This window comes from Streptomyces aidingensis (genome assembly GCF_900112355.1).
In the GTDB taxonomy this organism is placed as follows: Bacteria; Actinomycetota; Actinomycetes; order Streptomycetales; family Streptomycetaceae; genus Streptomyces; species Streptomyces aidingensis.
This window is the reverse complement of the sequence record NZ_FOLM01000005.1, coordinates 223,981-240,715: the sequence shown is the minus strand read 5'-3', so window position 1 is coordinate 240,715 and position 16,735 is coordinate 223,981. Positions and strand designations below refer to the sequence as shown.

The following is a 16,735-nucleotide window of genomic DNA, read 5'->3' as shown; positions in this document are numbered from 1 at the left end:
GACTCCCGGTGTGCCGGCGGCCGGCGGCCAGGGAGTACGATCCGCGCAAGGGCCCCAGGTGGTACGGGTACGGGGCCATCCCCCGACGAGGAGGACGGACGGATGCAGCGCACGGCCACGGTCCTGGTCTACAGCGACGACGTCAACACGCGCGAGCAGGTGCGACTGGCGGCCGGCCGGCGTCCCGCCCCGGATCTGCCGCCGGTGGAGTATGTGGAGTGCGCCACGCTCCCCGCGGTGCTGAGCGCGCTGGAGGCGGGCGGCATCGACGCCTGCGTGCTGGACGGCGAGGCGGTGCCGGCGGGCGGCATGGGCGTGTGCCGCCAGATCAAGGACGAGATCTTCAACTGCCCGCCCGTGCTCGTGCTGATCGGCCGCCCGCAGGACGCCTGGCTGGCCACCTGGAGCCGGGCGGAGGCCGCCGTGCCGCACCCGGTGGACCCGGCCGGACTCGCCGCCTCGCTGGCCGCCCTGCTGCGCCGCCGCCTTCCCGCGGCGGCCTGAGCCCGCCCCGCCCGGCGCCGTTTCCCGCATCCGGCGGCCGGGTGCGGGAAACGGCGCCGTGGCCGGGACGGCCGCGGGGCTCAGACTCCGGGGCGCAGCCGGTGGGGGGAGGTGACGGGCCGGTCGGGAGTGTCCGCCGCCAGTGCGCTGCCCTGCTGCCACTGCTCCCACTCCATGTTCCAGTCGCCGAAGCCGTTGCCGAAGAAGGCCATGTCGGCGCCGGAGCCGTTGATGTGCTCCACGATGTCGCCGACCCGGACGTTCTCGAAGAACCACCGGGCGTTCTCGGTGGACAGGCCGGTGCAGCCGTGGCTGACGTTGGCAACCCCGTGCGAGCCCAGCGACCAGGGCGCGGCGTGCACATACTCCCCGCTCCAGGTGAGCCGGGCGGCCCAGCGGACGTCGAGGTCGTAGTCCTCGGCGCTGCCCGCGGCGATGCCGACCGAGGTGCCCCGCATCCGCACCTGGGACTCCCGGCCCAGGATGACCTTCTTGCCGTTGCGGGTGCGGAAGCCCTCCTTGCCGGTGGTCATCGGCATCTGCCGCAGCACCTCGCCGTTCCGTTTGACGGTGAGGGTGAGGGCGGCGATGTCGGCGACGGCCTCCACCCGGTCGCCGGTGCGGAACACCAGCTCCTCGGAGCCGCCGCCGCGCAGGCCGTCGCGGATGCGCAGACCCTCCAGATCGGCGCTGACCCGGATGATGGCGTTGGCCGGCCAGTACTCCCGGGGCCGGTAGTGCAGCAGGTCGTCCTCGACCCAGTACCAGGAGCCCTCGGCGGCGGGTTCGGAGCTGACCCGCAGGGCGCTCTCCACCAGCGCCCGTTCCCCGGCGTCGGTGACCGGCTCGCTGAGTTCGGCGACCACCGGGTGCCCCACGCCGTAGGTGCCGGGTTCCGGCGCGAACTCCACCTGGAGCCGCTCGGCACGCTCGGCCTGTGAGGTGCGGACGACATGGGTGGTGCGGCCCGGCCGGCCGGCGGCGTCCTCGGTGGCGATCCGCACGGTGTATTCGGCGCCGGCCGCCAGCGGGGTGGTGGAGCGCCAGGCGGAGCCGTCCGCGTCGAGTTCTCCGGCGATCGTGCGCCCCGCCTGGTCGCGGGCGCTGACGTCGGTGATCCGTACGCCCTCGGTGCCGGTGGTGATCTTCAGCGGCTGGGACGGATCGACGGCCCGGTCCGCGTCCTCACCGGTCCGCCCGCCGAAGGAGACGTCTCCGGCGGCGTCGTAGGGCGAGGTGCCGTCCGGCGGGCCCGGGCGGTCCTGGGAGCAGGCGGTGGTCCCGCCGCCCAGGGCGAGGAGTATGAGCGCGGAGCCGAGCGCCAGCCGCCGGCGGGCGGTGGCGGCGCGGCGGGCGCGCTGTTCTGCGGCTTTTCCGTGACTCATGGTCACAAAATATGAAGATTGCGCTGTTTTAGCTCATCCAGGACGGATTCCGGTACTCCAAACGGGTAAGGCCCCCCGGACGGACGCGTCCGGGGGGCCCATCGGCCGGTCGTGCGCTACGGCACCGGGCGGTGCCGGCGGCGGCGGGATATCACTGGGTGCGGTTCTCGCCCCGGTAGTACTCGAAGACCCACAGCCACAGGCCCACCGCGATCAGCGGCGCGGTGAAGTAGAGGAACCACCAGCCGAAGACCGGGCCCAGGAAGGCGCACATGGAACCCGCGCCCAGGGCCAGCGGCGCCCAGCTGTGCGGGGAGAAGAAGCCCAGTTCCCCGGCGTCGTCGGCGACATCCGCCTCCTTCCTGTCCTGCGCCCCGGTGTCCACCCGGCGGGCCGTGTAGACCAGATAGAAGCCGATCATCAGGGCCAGCGCGAAGGCCAGGAAGAGCGCCGTGGTGCCCACCGGCTCCCTGGACCAGACGCCGTAGACGATCGCGACGCCGAGGATGAAGACCGCGAGGATGTTGAAGAGATGACCCTGGATCTTCATGCGCGGACCTCCTTGGCCTCGGCGGTGTCCAGCACGTCCCGCTTCGGGTTCTCCAGCTGGTCCAGCGTGGCGAACTCCGGGTGGTGGAGATCGAACGCCGGGGACTCGGAGCGGATCCGCGGAATGGTGAGGAAGTTGTGCCGCGGCGGCGGGCAGGAGGTCGCCCACTCCAGCGAGCGGCCGTACCCCCACGGGTCGTCCACGCCCACCGGCGTGCCGTACTTCCAGGTCTTCCAGACGTTGTAGAAGAACGGCAGCATCGACAGGCCGAGCAGGAAGGAGCTGACCGTGGAGACGGTGTTCAGGAAGGTGAAGCCGTCCGCGGCCAGATAGTCGGCGTAGCGGCGCGGCATGCCCTCGGCGCCCAGCCAGTGCTGCACCAGGAAGGTGCCGTGGAAGCCGATGAACAGCGTCCAGAAGGTGATCTTGCCGAGCCGCTCGTCCAGCATCTTCCCGGTCCACTTGGGCCACCAGAAGTGGAAGCCGGCGAACATCGCGAACACCACCGTGCCGAACACCACATAGTGGAAGTGGGCCACCACGAAGTAGGAGTCCGAGACATGGAAGTCCAGCGGCGGGGCGGCCAGGATGACGCCGGTCAGACCGCCGAAGAGGAAGGTGACCAGGAAGCCGACCGACCACAGCATCGGCGTCTCGAAACTCAGTGACCCCTTCCACATGGTGCCGATCCAGTTGAAGAACTTCACCCCGGTCGGGACCGCGATCAGGAAGGTCATGAAGGAGAAGAACGGCAGCAGCACCGCGCCGGTGACATACATGTGGTGCGCCCAGACCGTCACCGACAGGCCGGCGATGGCGATGGTGGCCGCCACCAGGCCGATGTAGCCGAAGATCGGCTTGCGGCTGAAGACCGGGATGACCTCCGAGACGATGCCGAAGAACGGCAGCGCGATGATGTACACCTCGGGGTGGCCGAAGAACCAGAACAGGTGCTGCCACAGGATCGCGCCGCCGTTGGCGGCGTCGAAGATGTGGGCGCCGAAGACCCGGTCCGCGGCCAGCCCGAACAGCGCGGCGGCCAGCACCGGGAAGGCCAGCAGCACCAGCACACCGGTCAGCAGCACGTTCCAGGTGAAGATCGGCATCCGGAACATCGTCATGCCGGGCGCGCGCATGCAGATGATGGTGGTGATGAAGTTGACCGAACCGAGGATGGTGCCGAAGCCGCTCAGCGCCAGGCCCATCACCCACATGTCGGCGCCCACGCCCGGCGAGCGCACCGCGTCGGACAGCGGGGTGTAGGCGAACCAGCCGAAGTCGGCCGCGCCCTGCGGGGTGAAGAAGCCCAGCACGGCGATGGTCGAGCCGAACAGGTAGAACCAGTAGGCCAGCATGTTCAGCCGCGGGAAGGCGACGTCCGGGGCGCCGATCTGGAGCGGCATGATCCAGTTCGCGAAGCCCGCGAACAGCGGGGTGGCGAACATCAGCAGCATGATCGTGCCGTGCATGGTGAACAGCTGGTTGAACTGTTCGTTGCTGACCACCTGGGAGCCCGGACGGGCCAGTTCGGCCCGCATGATCAGGGCCATCACGCCGCCGATGATGAAGAAGGCGAAGGAGGTGATGAAGTAGAGCGTCCCGATGGTCTTGTGGTCGGTGGTGGTGAGCCACTTGACCACCGTCGCGCCGGGCGAGCGGCGCGGGGGCGGCGGCGTCTCGGCCGGTCCGCCCGCCTGGGTCTGTCCGAGGATACTCACGGCCTGTTCGTCTCCGCGTTCGTGGCGGCCTCCGTCTGCGGAATGCCGGCCGGGATGTAGCCCGTCTGGCCGCGGTCGGCCAGATCCTGGAGGTGCTCCCGGTACTCCTCGGGAGACACCACCTTGACGTTGAAGAGCATGCGGGCGTGGTCGACGCCGCACAGTTCGGCGCACTTGCCCAGGAAGGTGCCCTGCTTGTTCGGGGTCACCTGGAAGGTGTTGGTGTGGCCGGGGATCACGTCCTGCTTCATCAGGAACGGCACCACCCAGAAGGAGTGGATGACGTCCCGCGAGGTCAGGATGAACTGCACGGTCTCGCCCTCGGGCAGATAGAGGGTCGGACCGGGGTTGCCGGTGTCCGGGTCACGGTCGGCCGGGATGCCGACGTCGTAGACGCCGTCGGCGTCCACGGGGACGACCTCCATCATCGACTCCGGAATGGCGGCCAGTTCCTCGGCGGTGTGCGCGCTGCCGTCCGAGGCGCCCACCGGCTCCAGGTAGTTGAAACCCCAGCTCCACTGGAAGCCCACCACGTTGATCACATGGTCCGGCTGTTCGGAGGTCTCCAGCAGCTCGGTCTGGTCCCGGGCGGTGAAGTAGAAGAGGACCGAGATGACGATCAGCGGCACCAGCGTGTACAGCGCCTCGATGGGCAGGTTGTACCGGGTCTGCGGCGGCACCTCGACCTTGGTACGGGAGCGGCGGTAGAAGATGACCGCCCACAGGATGAGCCCCCAGACGAGCACGCCGGTGACCAGCGCAGCCGCCCAGGACCCCTGCCACAGGGACAGGATCCGGGGGGCCTCCTCGGTCGCCGGGGTGGGCATGCCGAGGCGGGGGAAGTCCTCATATGTGCAACCTGTCGCGGTTGCCAGGACCAGGCCCGCAATCAGCGCCTGCGGCAGCTTCCGCCGCATCGGGCGCCGCGACGAGCGGTCGGAGCCGTTGGGACTCACGTAGCGCCTTCCCGAGAGTCTCGCCCGCGCGCTGGGCCACGGCCTTCGCGGGGCGTGGACAGCGGCCGACCGACGCGGGCAGGGGTTTGGACTGTTTATGCGGACCAAACCCTACTGGACGCTTCCGGCCCCCTCGCGGGGAGGGTCCCCAACGCGCCGCACCCCGCCCCGCGTGGCGCACGGCCGCCGCGCGCCATGCCCGCCGCCCCCCGCCGCGCGTTCCCCACCCGCCGGAACAGGCCCGGCGCGGGCCCGGGCCGGGCCGTGCGGCGGGGCGGAAGCCTAGAGTGCTGGGGTGCCGTACTTCGATGCCGCTTCGACGCTGCCGCCGCACCCGGTGGCGCGGGAGGCCCTGCTGGCCGCCTGGGACGAGGGATGGGCCGATCCGGCGCGGCTGTACCGCGAGGGCCGGCGGGCCCGGATGCTGCTGGACGCCGCCCGGGAGACCGCCGCCGAACTGGTGGGCTGCCGCCCGGACGAGCTGTCCTTCACCACCTCCGGCACCCGCGCCCTGCACACCGGCATCGCCGGCGCGCTGGCCGGGCGGCGCCGGACGGGCCGCCATCTGGTGGTCTCGGCCGTGGAGCACTCCGCGGTGCTGCATGCCGCGGCCGCGCACGAGCGGGCCGGCGGCACGGTCACCGAGGTGGCCCCGGACCGCGGCGGGCGGATCGGCCCCGGCGCATGGGCGGCGGCGCTGCGCCCGGACACCGCGCTCGCCTGCCTCCAGTCCGCCAACCACGAGACCGGGACCGAGCAGCCCGTCGCCGAGGCGGCCGAGGCCGGCCGGGCGGCCGGGGTGCCGCTGCTGGTGGACGCCGCGCAGTCGCTGCCCTGGGGGCCGCCGGCCGGGGGGTGGTCGCTGCTGGCCGCCAGCGCGCACAAGTGGGGCGGGCCGGGCGGGGTGGGGCTGCTGGCCGTGCGCAAGGGCGTGCGGTTCGCCGCGCCGGAGCCGTCCGACGAGCGGGAGGAGGGCCGCGCCCCCGGCTTTCCCGCCCTGCCGCTGGTGGTGGCCGCGGCGGCCTCGCTGCGCGCGGTGCGCGCCGAGGCGGCGGCCGAGGGGCAGCGGCTGCGGCGGCTGACCGGGTTGATCCGGGACCGGGTACCGGAGCTGGTGCCGGACTGCGAGGTGGTCGGCGACCCGGTGCGGCGGCTGCCGCACATCGTCACCTTCTCCTGCCTGTACGCGGACGGCGAGGCGCTGCTGCACGCGCTGGACCGGGAGGGGTTCGCGGTGAACTCCGGCTCCTCCTGCACCTCCGCCACCCTGGCCCCCAGCCATGTGCTCAAGGCCATGGGCGTGCTGTCGGAGGGAAATGTGCGGGTGTCGCTGCCGCCCGGGACCGGTGAGGAGGAGGTGCGCCGCTTTCTGGCCGTGCTGCCCGGCGCGGTGCGCGGGGTCCGGGACCAGCTCACCGCGGGCGGCGCGGTCACCGCCGACGGGGACGACGGGCTGGTGCTGGACACCCTGGGCAAGCGCTGCCCCGTTCCGGTGACCGAGCTGGGCCGGGTCATCGGGCGGGTGCCGGTGGGCGGGACCGTCACCGTGCTGTCCGACGACGAGGTGGCGGGCCTGGACATCCCCGCCTGGTGTCATCTGCGCGGCCACGAGTACCTGGGCGAGCGGCCCGCCCCGCGCGGCACCGCCTACCGGGTGCGGCGTACCGCCTGAGCCGGGCCCCGGCGGGCCTCCCCCCGCAGCGGCCCGGGGCCCCGGGCCCGGGGCTCAGAGCAGGTGGTGGCGGACCTCGTCGGCGGCCTCCATGCCGTACGCCTTGGTGAAGCGGTCCATGAAGGAGCCGCGCTTGAGTTCGTACTCCTGGGTGCCGACCGTCTCGATGACCAGGGTGGCGAGCATGCAGCCGAGCTGCGCGGCACGCTCCAGACCCGCGTGCCAGACGATGCCGGACAGGAAACCGGCGCGGAAGGCGTCGCCCACGCCGGTGGGGTCGGCCTTGCGCTCCTCCTCCGGGCAGCCCACCCGGATCTCCGGCTCGCCCTCCCGCTCCACCAGCACGCCGCGGGAGCCCAGCGTGGTGACCCGGGTGCCGACCCGCCGCAGCACCTCCTCGGCGCTCCAGCCGGTCTTGGACTCGATCAGGGCCTTCTCGTACTCGTTGCTGAAGAGATAGGCCGCGCCGTCGGTGAGGTCGCGGATCTCCTCGCCGTCCATGCGGGCGAGCTGCTGGGAGAAGTCGGCGGCGAACGGGATGCCCCGGGTGCGGCACTCCTCGGTGTGGCGGCGCATGGCCTCGGGATCGTCGGCGCCGATGTGCACCAGGTCCAGGCCGCCGGTCCGGTCGGCGATGGTCTTGAGCTCGATGAGCCGGGCCTCGCTCATGGCGCCGGAGTAGAAGGAGCCGATCTGGTTGTGGTCGGCGTCCGTGGTGCAGACGAAGCGGGCGGTGTGCAGCAGCTCCGACACCCGCACATGCGAGGTGTCCACGCCGTGCCGGTCCAGCCAGGCGCGGTACTCGTCGAAGTCGGCGCCCACCGAGCCGACCAGCACCGGACCCGCACCCAGCTGCCCCATGCCGAAGGCGATGTTGGCGGCCACCCCGCCGCGCCGCACCTCCAGGTCGTCGACCAGGAAGGAGAGCGAGACGGTGTGCAGCTGGTCGCCGACGAGCTGGTCGGCGAAGCGTCCCGGGAAGGTCATCAGATGATCGGTGGCGATCGAGCCACAGACGGCGATACGCACAGCGGTCTGCTTCCTGGAGAGTGACGGAGAAGGTCAAAGCCCGGCGCGGATCGCCGGAACGCGACCACACCAGCCTATCGGCCCGGCACCCTGCGTGTACGGGGAAGCCGGCGGGAGGCGGGGGAAGCAGCGGGGGGAACCAGTCGCGGGGGCGGTCCGTCCAAGGGGCATACGACGCACAGCGCGGGGCCGCCCGGCCGTTGCCGAGCGGCTCCCGCGTCCGGCGAGGGCGAGGAGTGAGCCGTGAGCGACAAGGAGAGTCCCGAGGAGACGTCCGGCACGTCCGGCGCGGAGGCCGTGCCGCCGGAGCCGCCGGACAGTCCGGACCGGCGGCGGCACTGGCCCGCGGTGGCCGCGGTCACCGGTTCGGTGGTGCTGCTGGCCGGCGCCCTGTACGGCGGCGGCGCGCTGCTCGCCGCCGGGGACGGCTCCGGCGGCCGGCCGGACCCGCTGGTGCTGGACGATCTGGGCGGCGGCGGTGCGGCGCAGCGGGACGGCGCCGCCGAGGAGGCCCTGGAGGCCGGCACCTCGATGCCCGCGTTCTCCGGTCTGCGCTACGAGGCGGTGGTGGAGCTCCCCCAGGGCCCGGAGAGCGCTCCGGTGCACGAGTTCACCGGCGAGGTGGACGAGGCGAAGGTGGCCGCGCTGGCCGGGGCGTTCGGGCTGGCGGACTCGCTGGAGCGGAAGGACGGCTACTGGACGGCGGGCGGCGGCACCGGACGCCAGGACCCGATGCTGGTGGTCACCGCGGACGCGATGGGCCAGTGGCATCTGACCTCCCATCCCATGGAGCCGGAGGAGCTGATTCCGGATCTGGGCACGACCGGCAGCCCGGAGACCCTGGAGAGCCCGCGGGACGCCGAGGCCCGGGACCGGGACCTGGCCGCGGAAGAGGCCGCCAAGGCCGCCGGCCAGGACGCCGCCGAGCCCGCCCTGCCCGCCGGAGAGGTGCCGACCGAGGAACCGGGGCCCGGGGACGACGACGGCTTCGGGCTGGGGGACGCTCCGGAGCCGGAGCAGACCCTGCCGCCGGTCTCCGGCAAGGCCGCGCTGGCCGCGGTGCGGCCGGCCCTGGAGGTGCTGGGCCTGGCCGACGCCCCGGCCGACACCTCCAGCGCCTGGGGCGAGGTGCGCACCGTGATGGTGCAGGACGAGGTGGCCGGGCTGCCGGTGTACGGCTCGTACACCTTCTTCGAGGTCGGCCCGGAGGGCGAGGTCACCGGCGGCTGGGGCGCTCTGGCCGAGACCGCGCCGGGCGAGGAGTACCCGCTGGTCGGGGCGGCCGAGGCGCTGGAGCTGCTGAACGAGCGGTACGCCGCTCCGGCGGACGGGCCGGTGTCGGCGGACGCCGCCGGGCCGGCCGTGGAACCGGCGGCGGCCCCGGAGCCGCTGGAGGTCACCGGCGCCGAACTGGGCCTGAGCCTGCACCACTCGCGGGGTGAGCCGCTGCTGGTGCCGGCCTGGCTGTTCCGGGGCGGCCAGGAGCAGGCGGGGAGCGCTCATGTGGCCGGACATCCGGCCGTGGACCCGGAGTTTCTGGCCGGGCCGGACACCGGTGCCGGAAACGGGGACACGGACGGGGGCACGGACAGTGCCCCGGACGGGGACACCCCGGTCGGCAGGGGAGGGTCCGAGCCGGGCAGCAAGGGCTCGGACGGCGACGGCGGCGCTCCCGCCCCGGACCAGGGCGGCGGCGCGGACGCCGGCGAGCCGGAGCCGGGCGGGGAGCCCGTGGATCCGGGCGTGTATGTGGAGCCGTACCGGCCCGGGGACACCACCCTGACCTACCACTACTGGACCGGGGTCTGCCAGACCTACACGGTCACCGCGGAGGAGACCGCCACCACGGTCACCCTGCGGGTGACGGGCAGCGGTCAGAAGGAGGGCGAGGCCTGCATCCTGATCGCCGAGGAGGCGGTCTCGCAGGTCACCCTGGAGGAGCCGGTCGGTGACCGCACGATTCTGGACGGGCACGGGGATCCGGTGCCCGTCCGCTGAGGCCGGGCCGGCCGGGAGGCGGCAGAGGCGGTGGTCCTCCACGGGGGAGGATCACCGCCTCTGCCGTTGCTGCCGCTCCGCCCGGGTCAGCTGAAGGAGTCGCCGCAGGCGCAGGAGCCGCTGGCGTTGGGGTTGTCGATGGTGAAGCCCTGCTTCTCGATGGTGTCGACGAAGTCGATGTGGGCTCCGTGCAGATACGGGGCGCTCATCCGGTCGGTGACGACCTGGACGCCGTCGTAGTCCTTGACGACATCGCCGTCGAGCCGGCGCTCGTCGAAGAAGAGCTGGTAGCGCAGGCCGGAACAGCCGCCGGGCTGCACCGCCACCCGGAGCGCGAGATCGTCCCGGCCCTCCTGCTCAAGGAGGCTCTTCACCTTGGCCGCGGCGGCGTCGGACAGAACGACACCGTCGACAGCGGTCTTGTCCTCAACGGACATCTGCTTCACTCCCGGGTTGAACGGACTGCTTGGCCGCCTGCTGCAACAGCGGGCCCGCCGCAATCATTCCGGCGCCCGCCGGATTCCCATGCTCGCACACCTCGGCACGGTGCGGGACGGTGCGGTGCGGTGCGGACACCGCCGACGTTACGGACATTCCTCCTCGCGTGCCCGCGCAGCGGTATGCGTCACACTGACATGAATCACATCGTCAAACCGACGAGAAGGAGTTATGATTAATAACGTCAATTAGACGATAAAGGGCTGTCGCCGGACCCCGCGCCGGAACTCCGCGCCAGACCTCGCCACGGAGAAGCGAAGAGAAAGGGTGCGTGCCGTGACCACCGCCCAACCCCTGGACGTCCAGCCGACCCCGCTCGCCCTGCTGCTGCTCGGCCGCGGCTCCGACCCGGCGAGCGAACGCGGCGTGGACTGCCCCGGCGACCTGCCCGCCCCCTCCGACCCCGGTCTGGTGGAACGCGCCCGCGCCGCCAAGGCGGCCCTGGGCGACAAGGTCTTCGTGCTCGGCCACCACTACCAGCGGGACGAGGTCATCCAGTTCGCCGATGTCACCGGCGACTCCTTCAAGCTGGCACGGGACGCCGCCGCCCGGCCGGAGGCCGAGTACATCGTCTTCTGCGGCGTGCACTTCATGGCCGAGTCCGCCGACATCCTCACCTCGGACGCCCAGCAGGTGGTGCTGCCGGATCTGGCGGCCGGCTGCTCCATGGCCGACATGGCCACCGCCGAGCAGGTCGAGGAGTGCTGGGACGCCCTCACCGAGGCGGGGGTGGCCGATGCCACCGTGCCCGTGTCGTACATGAACTCCTCCGCCGACATCAAGGCGTTCACCGGCCGGCACGGCGGCACCATCTGCACCTCCTCCAATGCCCAGAAGGCGCTGACCTGGGCCTTCGCCCAGGGCGACGGGTCCGCCCCGGCCAAGGTGCTCTTCCTGCCCGACCAGCACCTCGGCCGCAACACCGCCGTGCGGGACCTGGGCCTGTCCCTGGACGACTGCGTGGTGTGGAATCCGCACAAGCCGAACGGCGGACTCACCGTCCGGCAGCTCCGCGACGCCCGGATGATCCTGTGGCGCGGGCACTGCTCGGTGCACGGCCGCTTCACCCTGGAATCGGTGCGCGAGGTGCGCGAGCGCATCCCCGGGGTCAATGTGCTGGTGCACCCGGAGTGCCGGCACGAGGTGGTGGCCGCGGCCGACCGGGTGGGCTCCACCGAGTACATCATCAAGACCCTCCAGGACGCCCCGGCCGGCTCCCGGTGGGCCGTCGGCACCGAGCTGAACCTGGTCAAGCGGCTGGCCGGCCGGTTCGCCGCGGAAGGCAAGGAGATCGTCTTCCTGGACCGCACGGTGTGCTTCTGCTCCACCATGAACCGGATCGACCTGCCTCATCTGGTCTGGGCCCTGGAATCGCTGGTGGACGGCAAGGTGGTCAACCGCATCGAGGTGGACCGGGAGACCGAGAAGTACGCCCGGCTCGCCCTGGAACGCATGCTGGCCCTGCCCTGACGGCCCCCGCGGCCCGCAACGCCGCGGCCTCCCGATCCGCCCTCCGGCCGGAACCCGCGCCGGACCGGAACGGCCGGACCCCCGGCGCCTCCGCACGGAAGGCGCCGGGGGTCCGGCCGTGGTCCCCGGGATCAGCCGGCCGGCCGTCAGCCGGGGATCAGACCGTCGTCGGTCAGCATGGCGCGGACCTCCTCCAGACTGGCGTCGGGAGACGGCAGGATCAGCTCCGACGGCTCCAGCGAGTCCTGCGGCAGCGGCGCCCCCATGGTGCGCACCGCCGACAGCAGGGCGGCCAGGGTGCGCCGGAAACCGGCCTCGTCGCCCGACTCCACCTCGGCCAGCAGCTCGTCGTCGAGCTTGTTCAGCTCGGCGAAGTGGCTGTCCTCCAGCCGGACCTGCCCCTCCCCCATGATCCTTACGATCACTGCTACTCCTCGTGACGGGGTCTGTTGTGCGGTGGCAGGGTCAGGGCTTGTCGAAGCGGATGTCGCGCTGCTGCTCCTGCTGGGCGGCCTCCGGGGCCGCCTCCGCACCGGCCGCGCCGGCGTTGCCGCCCTCGATGGCGGGCTTGGGCGCCGGACCGCCGGCCAGCTCGGCCTTCATCCGCTGGAGCTCCAGCTCCACGTCCGAGCCGCCGGAGATCCGGTCCAGCTCGGCGGCGATGTCGTCCTTGGCCATGCCCGAGGGGTCGTCCAGGGCGCCGGAGGCGAGCAGTTCGTCGATCGCGCCCGCCCGCGCCTGGAGCTGCTGGGTGCGGTCCTCGGCCCGCTGCACGGCCAGGCCCACATCGCTCATCTCCTCCGAGATGCCCGAGAAGGCCTCGCCGATCCGGGTCTGCGCCTGGGCGGCGGTGTAGGTGGCCTTGATGGTCTCCTTCTTGGTACGGAAGGCGTCCACCTTTGCCTGGAGCCGCTGCGCCGCCAGGGTGAGCTTCTCCTCCTCGCCCTGCAGCGTCTGGTGCTGCACCTCCAGGTCGGCGACCTGCTGCTGGAGCCCGGAACGCCGGGTCAGCGCCTCGCGGGCAAGGTCCTCCCGGCCCAGTGCCAGCGCCTTCTTGCCCTGGTCGCTGAGCTTGTCGGACTGCCTGCGGAGCTGGTTCAGCTGCAGCTCCAGCCGCTTGCGGGAGGTCGCCACATCGGCGACCCCGCGCCGCACCTTCTGCAGCAGTTCGAGCTGCTTCTGGTACGAGTAGTCGAGCGTCTCGCGCGGGTCCTCGGCCCGGTCCAGGGCCTTGTTGGCCTTCGCGCGGAAGATCATCCCCATCCGCTTCATGACACCGCTCATGGGCCTCGCGCGCCCCCTTCGGACAGCCTCGTTATTCGGCATTCACTGCTCGCCCCCTACCCTACGGGGGCCTCTTCTATTAGCGCACTGTCCGGCGCTTCGTGCGCTCCTCCTGCGGAATGATCGCCGTCCGGCCGCCTCCCGCCCAGGGAGGAGAAGGCTGTGCACCCGCAGGAGCAGACCGGGCGCCGCCCACCCCGAGACGCGACACCACCGCTGCACGATCGTTCCCCCTCCGGGGGAAGCGCACACTCCCCCACAGCTTACTCTTGGGAGTGTGTTCCGAAGCCGTTCCAAAGACTCCCAGCAGACCACGGCGCCCGTGACCGACGAGGACGCGGTGCGTGACCCCCAGGCGCCCAAGGGCCGGCCCACGCCGAAACGGCGCGAGGCGCTCGCCCAGCGCAAGGTGTCCGTCAAGCCCCCCGCCAACCGCAAGGAGGCGGCGCGCCGCGCCCGAGAGGCCCGCCGCGCCCAGCTCGGCAAGCAGCGGGAGGCCCTGATCAACGGGGACGAGCGGTACCTGCCCTACCGCGACCGGGGGCCGGTGCGCCGCTTCGCCCGCGACTTCGTGGACTCCCGGTGGCAGCTCGCCGAGTGGTTCCTGCCGATCGCGGTGGCCATCCTGATCGCCAGCATGTTCCCGGCCTACCAGGCCTTCGCCCTGCTGGCCTGGCTGCTGATCATCGTGCTGATCGTGCTGGACGAGACGATCCTGGGCTTCCGGCTGCGCGGTGCGCTGCGCCGCCGCTTCCCGGACGAGAACCGCAAGGGCGCGGTCTTCTACGCCATCCTGCGCACCCTCCAGATGCGGCGGCTGCGGCTGCCCAAGCCGCAGGTCAAGCGCGGCGAGCCGCCGCGGGACTGAACCGCGCCCGGCCGCTCAGTCCTCGGCGTGCAGGCTCATCGGGCCGTACACCTCGGCGCCGTCCTCGGTCAGCCGGACCTGGTCGATGCCCTGCTCCAGCAACTGCCGCCAGACCTCGCCCAGCCAGGACTCGGCGTCTCCCTGGGTGCCGAACTCCCCCGGCGGTTCGGCCGGCTCCACCGCCGTGCCGTCCGCCTTCTCGAAGCGCCATTCCCATACCGTCACGCCCGCCTCCCGAATGTCGTCGCGCACCTGCCTGCCGGTCCTGCTGATCATCACCGTACCCAGGGAAGGGCTCTCCGGGCACCGGCGCCCCGCTCCCGGCGTAGCTTCCCGCGCGCGCCGGGCCGTCCGGACGAGAGGATCCAGGTGTGGACGTGACACTGCTCGGCACCGGAGGGCCGGCCGGCTTCCCCCGGGCGGACTGCCCCTGTGCCGCCTGCGCCCGTGCGCTGGGGGCCGAGGCCCGGGCCGCCACCTCGGTGCTGGTGGACGGGGTGCTGCTGCTGGATCTCACCCCGGGCGCCGCGCTCTCCGCGGCGCGCGCCGGGCACAGCCTGCACCGGGTGCAGCAGGTGCTGCTGACCCATCCGCACGACGGGCCGGCCATGGCGGCCCCGCCCGAGCTGCCCGCCCCGGTGCGGGTGCCGGACGGCCGGGAGCTGACCCTGCTGAGCGGCCACCGGGTGCGCGCGGTCGCGCTGGACTCCCCCGGCACCGGCTACGCGGTCACCGGTCCCGACGGCGGCCGGCTGCTGTATCTGCCGCCCGGCGGCACCCCGGCCGGGCTGGGCGAGCCGGACCACACCTTCGATCTGTGCCTGCTGGATCTCACCGGCCGCCCGGAGGCGCTGGCCAGGCTGCGCGCGGCGGGCGCGGTCACCTGGGCCACCGGGATCGTCGCCGTGCATCTGGAGCACACCGTCCCGCCCGGGGCGGAGCTGCACCGGCGGGTCACGGCCGCGGGCGCCCGGGCGGTCCCGGACGGGACCACGCTGCACGCCGGGGAGGCGGCGCGGGCGCCCCGGGAGCTGCCGGAGACGGCCGAGGCGCCCGAGGTGCCGCGCCGCACGCTGGTGCTGGGCGGGGCACGCTCGGGCAAGTCCGCCGAGGCGGAACGCCGGCTGGCCACCTTCCCCGAGGTGGTGTACGTGGCCACCGGCGGCGGCCGGCCGGGGGACCCGGAGTGGGCCGAGCGGGTGAGCGCGCACCGCGAACGCCGCCCGGCGCACTGGACCACCACCGAGACCTGCGAGCTGGCGCCGCTGCTGGCGGCCGAGGGGCCCCCGCTGCTGATCGACTGCCTGGCGCTGTGGCTGACCGACGCCATGGACCGGGCCGGCGCCTGGGACGAGGAGGCGTGGCGGTCCGGCGCGCCGCAGCGGGAGCTGGCCGGCCGGGTGGCCGGACTGGCCGGCGCGCTGCGCCGCACCCGGCGGACGGTGGTGGCGGTGAGCAACGAGACGGGCTCGGGCGTCGTCCCGGCCACCGCCTCCGGCCGCCGCTTCCGCGACGAACTCGGCCGGCTGAACGCGGCCGTCGCCGCCGAATGCGAACATGTCCTGCTCACCGTCGCCGGCACCGCCGTCGTCCTGCGCCGCTGAGCCGCCGCCGCTCCCGGGCCGCGCCGCATCAAGCGGCGGGCGGACGCGCTGGTGAGCGGTGCGCCTCGGTAGTCTCGTCGCCATGAGCGAAGCCCGCCTGAATCTCGACGACTTCGGTGACCTCATCGAGCGCCCCAGCGCCCGGGTGCGCCGCGAGGCCGAGACCCGCCGCGGCCGGATCGGACTGGCCCCGAAGTCCCTGGGGCGGCTGGACGAACTCGCGCTCTGGCTGGCCGCCGCCCAGTCCTCGGTGCCCGTCGAACCCCTGACCAGACCCAAGCTGGTGCTGTTCGCCGGCGACCACGGCATCGCCGGGCTGGGCGTCTCGGCCCGCCCGGCGGGCGGCGCGCACCGCCTGGTCCGGGCCGTGCTGGACGGCACCGCCCCGGCGGCGGTGCTGGCCCGCCGCGCCGGGGTGCCGCTGCGCGTCGTCGACACCTCCCTGGACTGCGACCCCGGCGAGCTGCCCGCCGAGATCACCCGGCACCGGGTACGGCGCGGCTCCGGCCGGCTGGACACCGGGGACGCCCTCACCGGGGAAGAGGCCGGGCGCGCCTTCCGGGCCGGCATGGCGGTGGCCGACGAGGAGGCCGACGCGGGCACCGATCTGCTGCTGCTCGGCGACGTCTCGGTGGGCGGCACCACGGCGGCGGGCGTGCTGATCGCGGCACTGTGCGGCACGGACGCCTCGGTGGTCACCGGCCGCGGCGGGGAACGCATCGACGACCTGACCTGGATGCGCAAGTGCGCGGCGGTGCGGGACGGGCTGCGCCGCGCCCGCCCGGTGCTGGGCGACCAGCTCGGGCTGCTCGCCGCGGTCGGCGGCGCGGACCTGGCCGCGATGACCGGCTTCCTGCTCCAGGCGGCGGTCCGGCGCACCCCGGTGATCCTGGACGGCGTGGTGTCGGCGGCCTGTGCGCTGCTCGGGCAGCGGATCGCCTTCCGGGCACCGGACTGGTGGCTGGCCGGGCATGCCGCGGCCGGTGAGCCCGGCCAGGCCAAGGCGCTGGACCGGATGACCCTGGAACCCCTGCTGGATGAGGGCCTGGGCGTCGGTGAGGGGGTGGGGGCACTGCTGGCGCTGCCGCTGGTGCAGTCGGCGGCGGCGCTCGCCGCGGAACTGGCCGAGCCCGCTTCCGGCGGCACGCCGGAGACCCCCGGCACCCCCGCCACCGCGGCGGCGGCGGACGCCACCTGAC

Annotated in this window: 16 protein-coding genes; 7 read left to right on the top strand and 9 right to left on the bottom strand. The window is 73.2% G+C overall.

The annotated features are described in order from the left end of the window. Positions 1-102: 102 nt before the first annotated feature. Positions 103-504 (top strand): response regulator transcription factor, encoded by a 402-nt coding sequence (locus BM242_RS12135; protein WP_093838780.1) that lies wholly within the window; start codon positions 103-105, stop codon positions 502-504. A gap of 80 nt (positions 505-584) precedes the next feature. Here the strand turns inward: BM242_RS12135 and BM242_RS12130 are convergent, their stop codons facing one another. The 4 genes from BM242_RS12130 to ctaC form a co-directional block, all read right to left on the bottom strand. Continuing rightward, complete coding sequence (locus tag BM242_RS12130; RefSeq protein WP_093838779.1) at positions 585-1,889, bottom strand: L,D-transpeptidase; 1,305 nt, start codon at positions 1,887-1,889, stop codon at positions 585-587. A 151-nt stretch (positions 1,890-2,040) separates the two neighbouring features. Then, positions 2,041-2,439 (bottom strand): cytochrome c oxidase subunit 4, encoded by a 399-nt coding sequence (locus BM242_RS12125; RefSeq protein WP_093838778.1) that lies wholly within the window; start codon positions 2,437-2,439, stop codon positions 2,041-2,043. Then, a complete protein-coding gene (ctaD, locus tag BM242_RS12120; protein WP_093838777.1) occupies positions 2,436-4,157 on the bottom strand; it encodes an aa3-type cytochrome oxidase subunit I in 1,722 nt (573 codons plus the stop codon). Before ctaD ends, BM242_RS12125 begins: the two co-directional genes overlap by 4 nt. Continuing rightward, positions 4,154-5,113 (bottom strand): aa3-type cytochrome oxidase subunit II, encoded by a 960-nt coding sequence (gene ctaC / locus BM242_RS12115; RefSeq protein ID WP_093838776.1) that lies wholly within the window; start codon positions 5,111-5,113, stop codon positions 4,154-4,156. The genes ctaD and ctaC overlap by 4 nt, the downstream gene beginning before the upstream one ends. A 295-nt stretch (positions 5,114-5,408) precedes the next feature. On the opposite strand from ctaC, the gene BM242_RS12110 reads away from it, so the two are divergent. Further along, the gene (locus BM242_RS12110) at positions 5,409-6,785 is read left to right on the top strand and encodes a cysteine desulfurase/sulfurtransferase TusA family protein (protein WP_093838775.1); all 1,377 of its coding nucleotides are present in this window, start codon (positions 5,409-5,411) and stop codon (positions 6,783-6,785) included. 54 nt (positions 6,786-6,839) lie between these two features. On the opposite strand, the gene BM242_RS12105 is transcribed toward BM242_RS12110, so the two are convergent. Next, a complete protein-coding gene (locus tag BM242_RS12105; RefSeq protein ID WP_093838774.1) occupies positions 6,840-7,814 on the bottom strand; it encodes a carbohydrate kinase family protein in 975 nt (324 codons plus the stop codon). 243 nt (positions 7,815-8,057) lie between these two features. On the opposite strand from BM242_RS12105, the gene BM242_RS12100 reads away from it, so the two are divergent. Then, complete coding sequence (locus BM242_RS12100) at positions 8,058-9,812, top strand: hypothetical protein (protein WP_093838773.1); 1,755 nt, start codon at positions 8,058-8,060, stop codon at positions 9,810-9,812. 86 nt (positions 9,813-9,898) lie between these two features. Here BM242_RS12100 and erpA read toward each other — a convergent pair whose 3' ends face one another. Further along, on the bottom strand, positions 9,899-10,249 hold the full coding sequence (gene erpA, locus BM242_RS12095; RefSeq protein ID WP_093838772.1) for an iron-sulfur cluster insertion protein ErpA: 351 nt from the start codon (positions 10,247-10,249) through the stop codon (positions 9,899-9,901). Positions 10,250-10,586: 337 nt separating this feature from the next. Between erpA and nadA the strand changes: the two genes are divergently transcribed. After that, complete coding sequence (nadA, locus tag BM242_RS12090) at positions 10,587-11,780, top strand: quinolinate synthase NadA (protein WP_093838771.1); 1,194 nt, start codon at positions 10,587-10,589, stop codon at positions 11,778-11,780. 146 nt (positions 11,781-11,926) lie between these two features. On the opposite strand, the gene pspAA is transcribed toward nadA, so the two are convergent. Then, positions 11,927-12,205: a PspA-associated protein PspAA gene (pspAA, locus tag BM242_RS12085; RefSeq protein WP_093838770.1), complete on the bottom strand. Its 279-nt coding sequence runs from the start codon at positions 12,203-12,205 to the stop codon at positions 11,927-11,929. A 40-nt stretch (positions 12,206-12,245) separates the two neighbouring features. After that, a complete protein-coding gene (locus BM242_RS12080) occupies positions 12,246-13,052 on the bottom strand; it encodes a PspA/IM30 family protein (protein ID WP_093838769.1) in 807 nt (268 codons plus the stop codon). Positions 13,053-13,341: 289 nt separating this feature from the next. Here BM242_RS12080 and BM242_RS12075 point away from each other — a divergent pair, with 289 nt between their 5' ends. Next, positions 13,342-13,932, top strand: a complete 591-nt coding sequence (locus BM242_RS12075) for a DUF3043 domain-containing protein (RefSeq protein WP_342746955.1) — start codon at positions 13,342-13,344, stop codon at positions 13,930-13,932. 15 nt (positions 13,933-13,947) lie between these two features. Here the strand turns inward: BM242_RS12075 and BM242_RS12070 are convergent, their stop codons facing one another. Beyond that, complete coding sequence (locus BM242_RS12070) at positions 13,948-14,157, bottom strand: hypothetical protein (RefSeq protein WP_093838893.1); 210 nt, start codon at positions 14,155-14,157, stop codon at positions 13,948-13,950. A 146-nt stretch (positions 14,158-14,303) separates the two neighbouring features. Between BM242_RS12070 and BM242_RS12065 the strand changes: the two genes are divergently transcribed. Beyond that, positions 14,304-15,536, top strand: coding sequence for a bifunctional adenosylcobinamide kinase/adenosylcobinamide-phosphate guanylyltransferase (locus tag BM242_RS12065; protein WP_093838768.1), 1,233 nt, complete (start codon positions 14,304-14,306; stop codon positions 15,534-15,536). A gap of 82 nt (positions 15,537-15,618) precedes the next feature. Beyond that, positions 15,619-16,734: a nicotinate-nucleotide--dimethylbenzimidazole phosphoribosyltransferase gene (locus tag BM242_RS12060; RefSeq protein WP_093838767.1), complete on the top strand. Its 1,116-nt coding sequence runs from the start codon at positions 15,619-15,621 to the stop codon at positions 16,732-16,734. Position 16,735 lies beyond the last annotated feature (1 nt).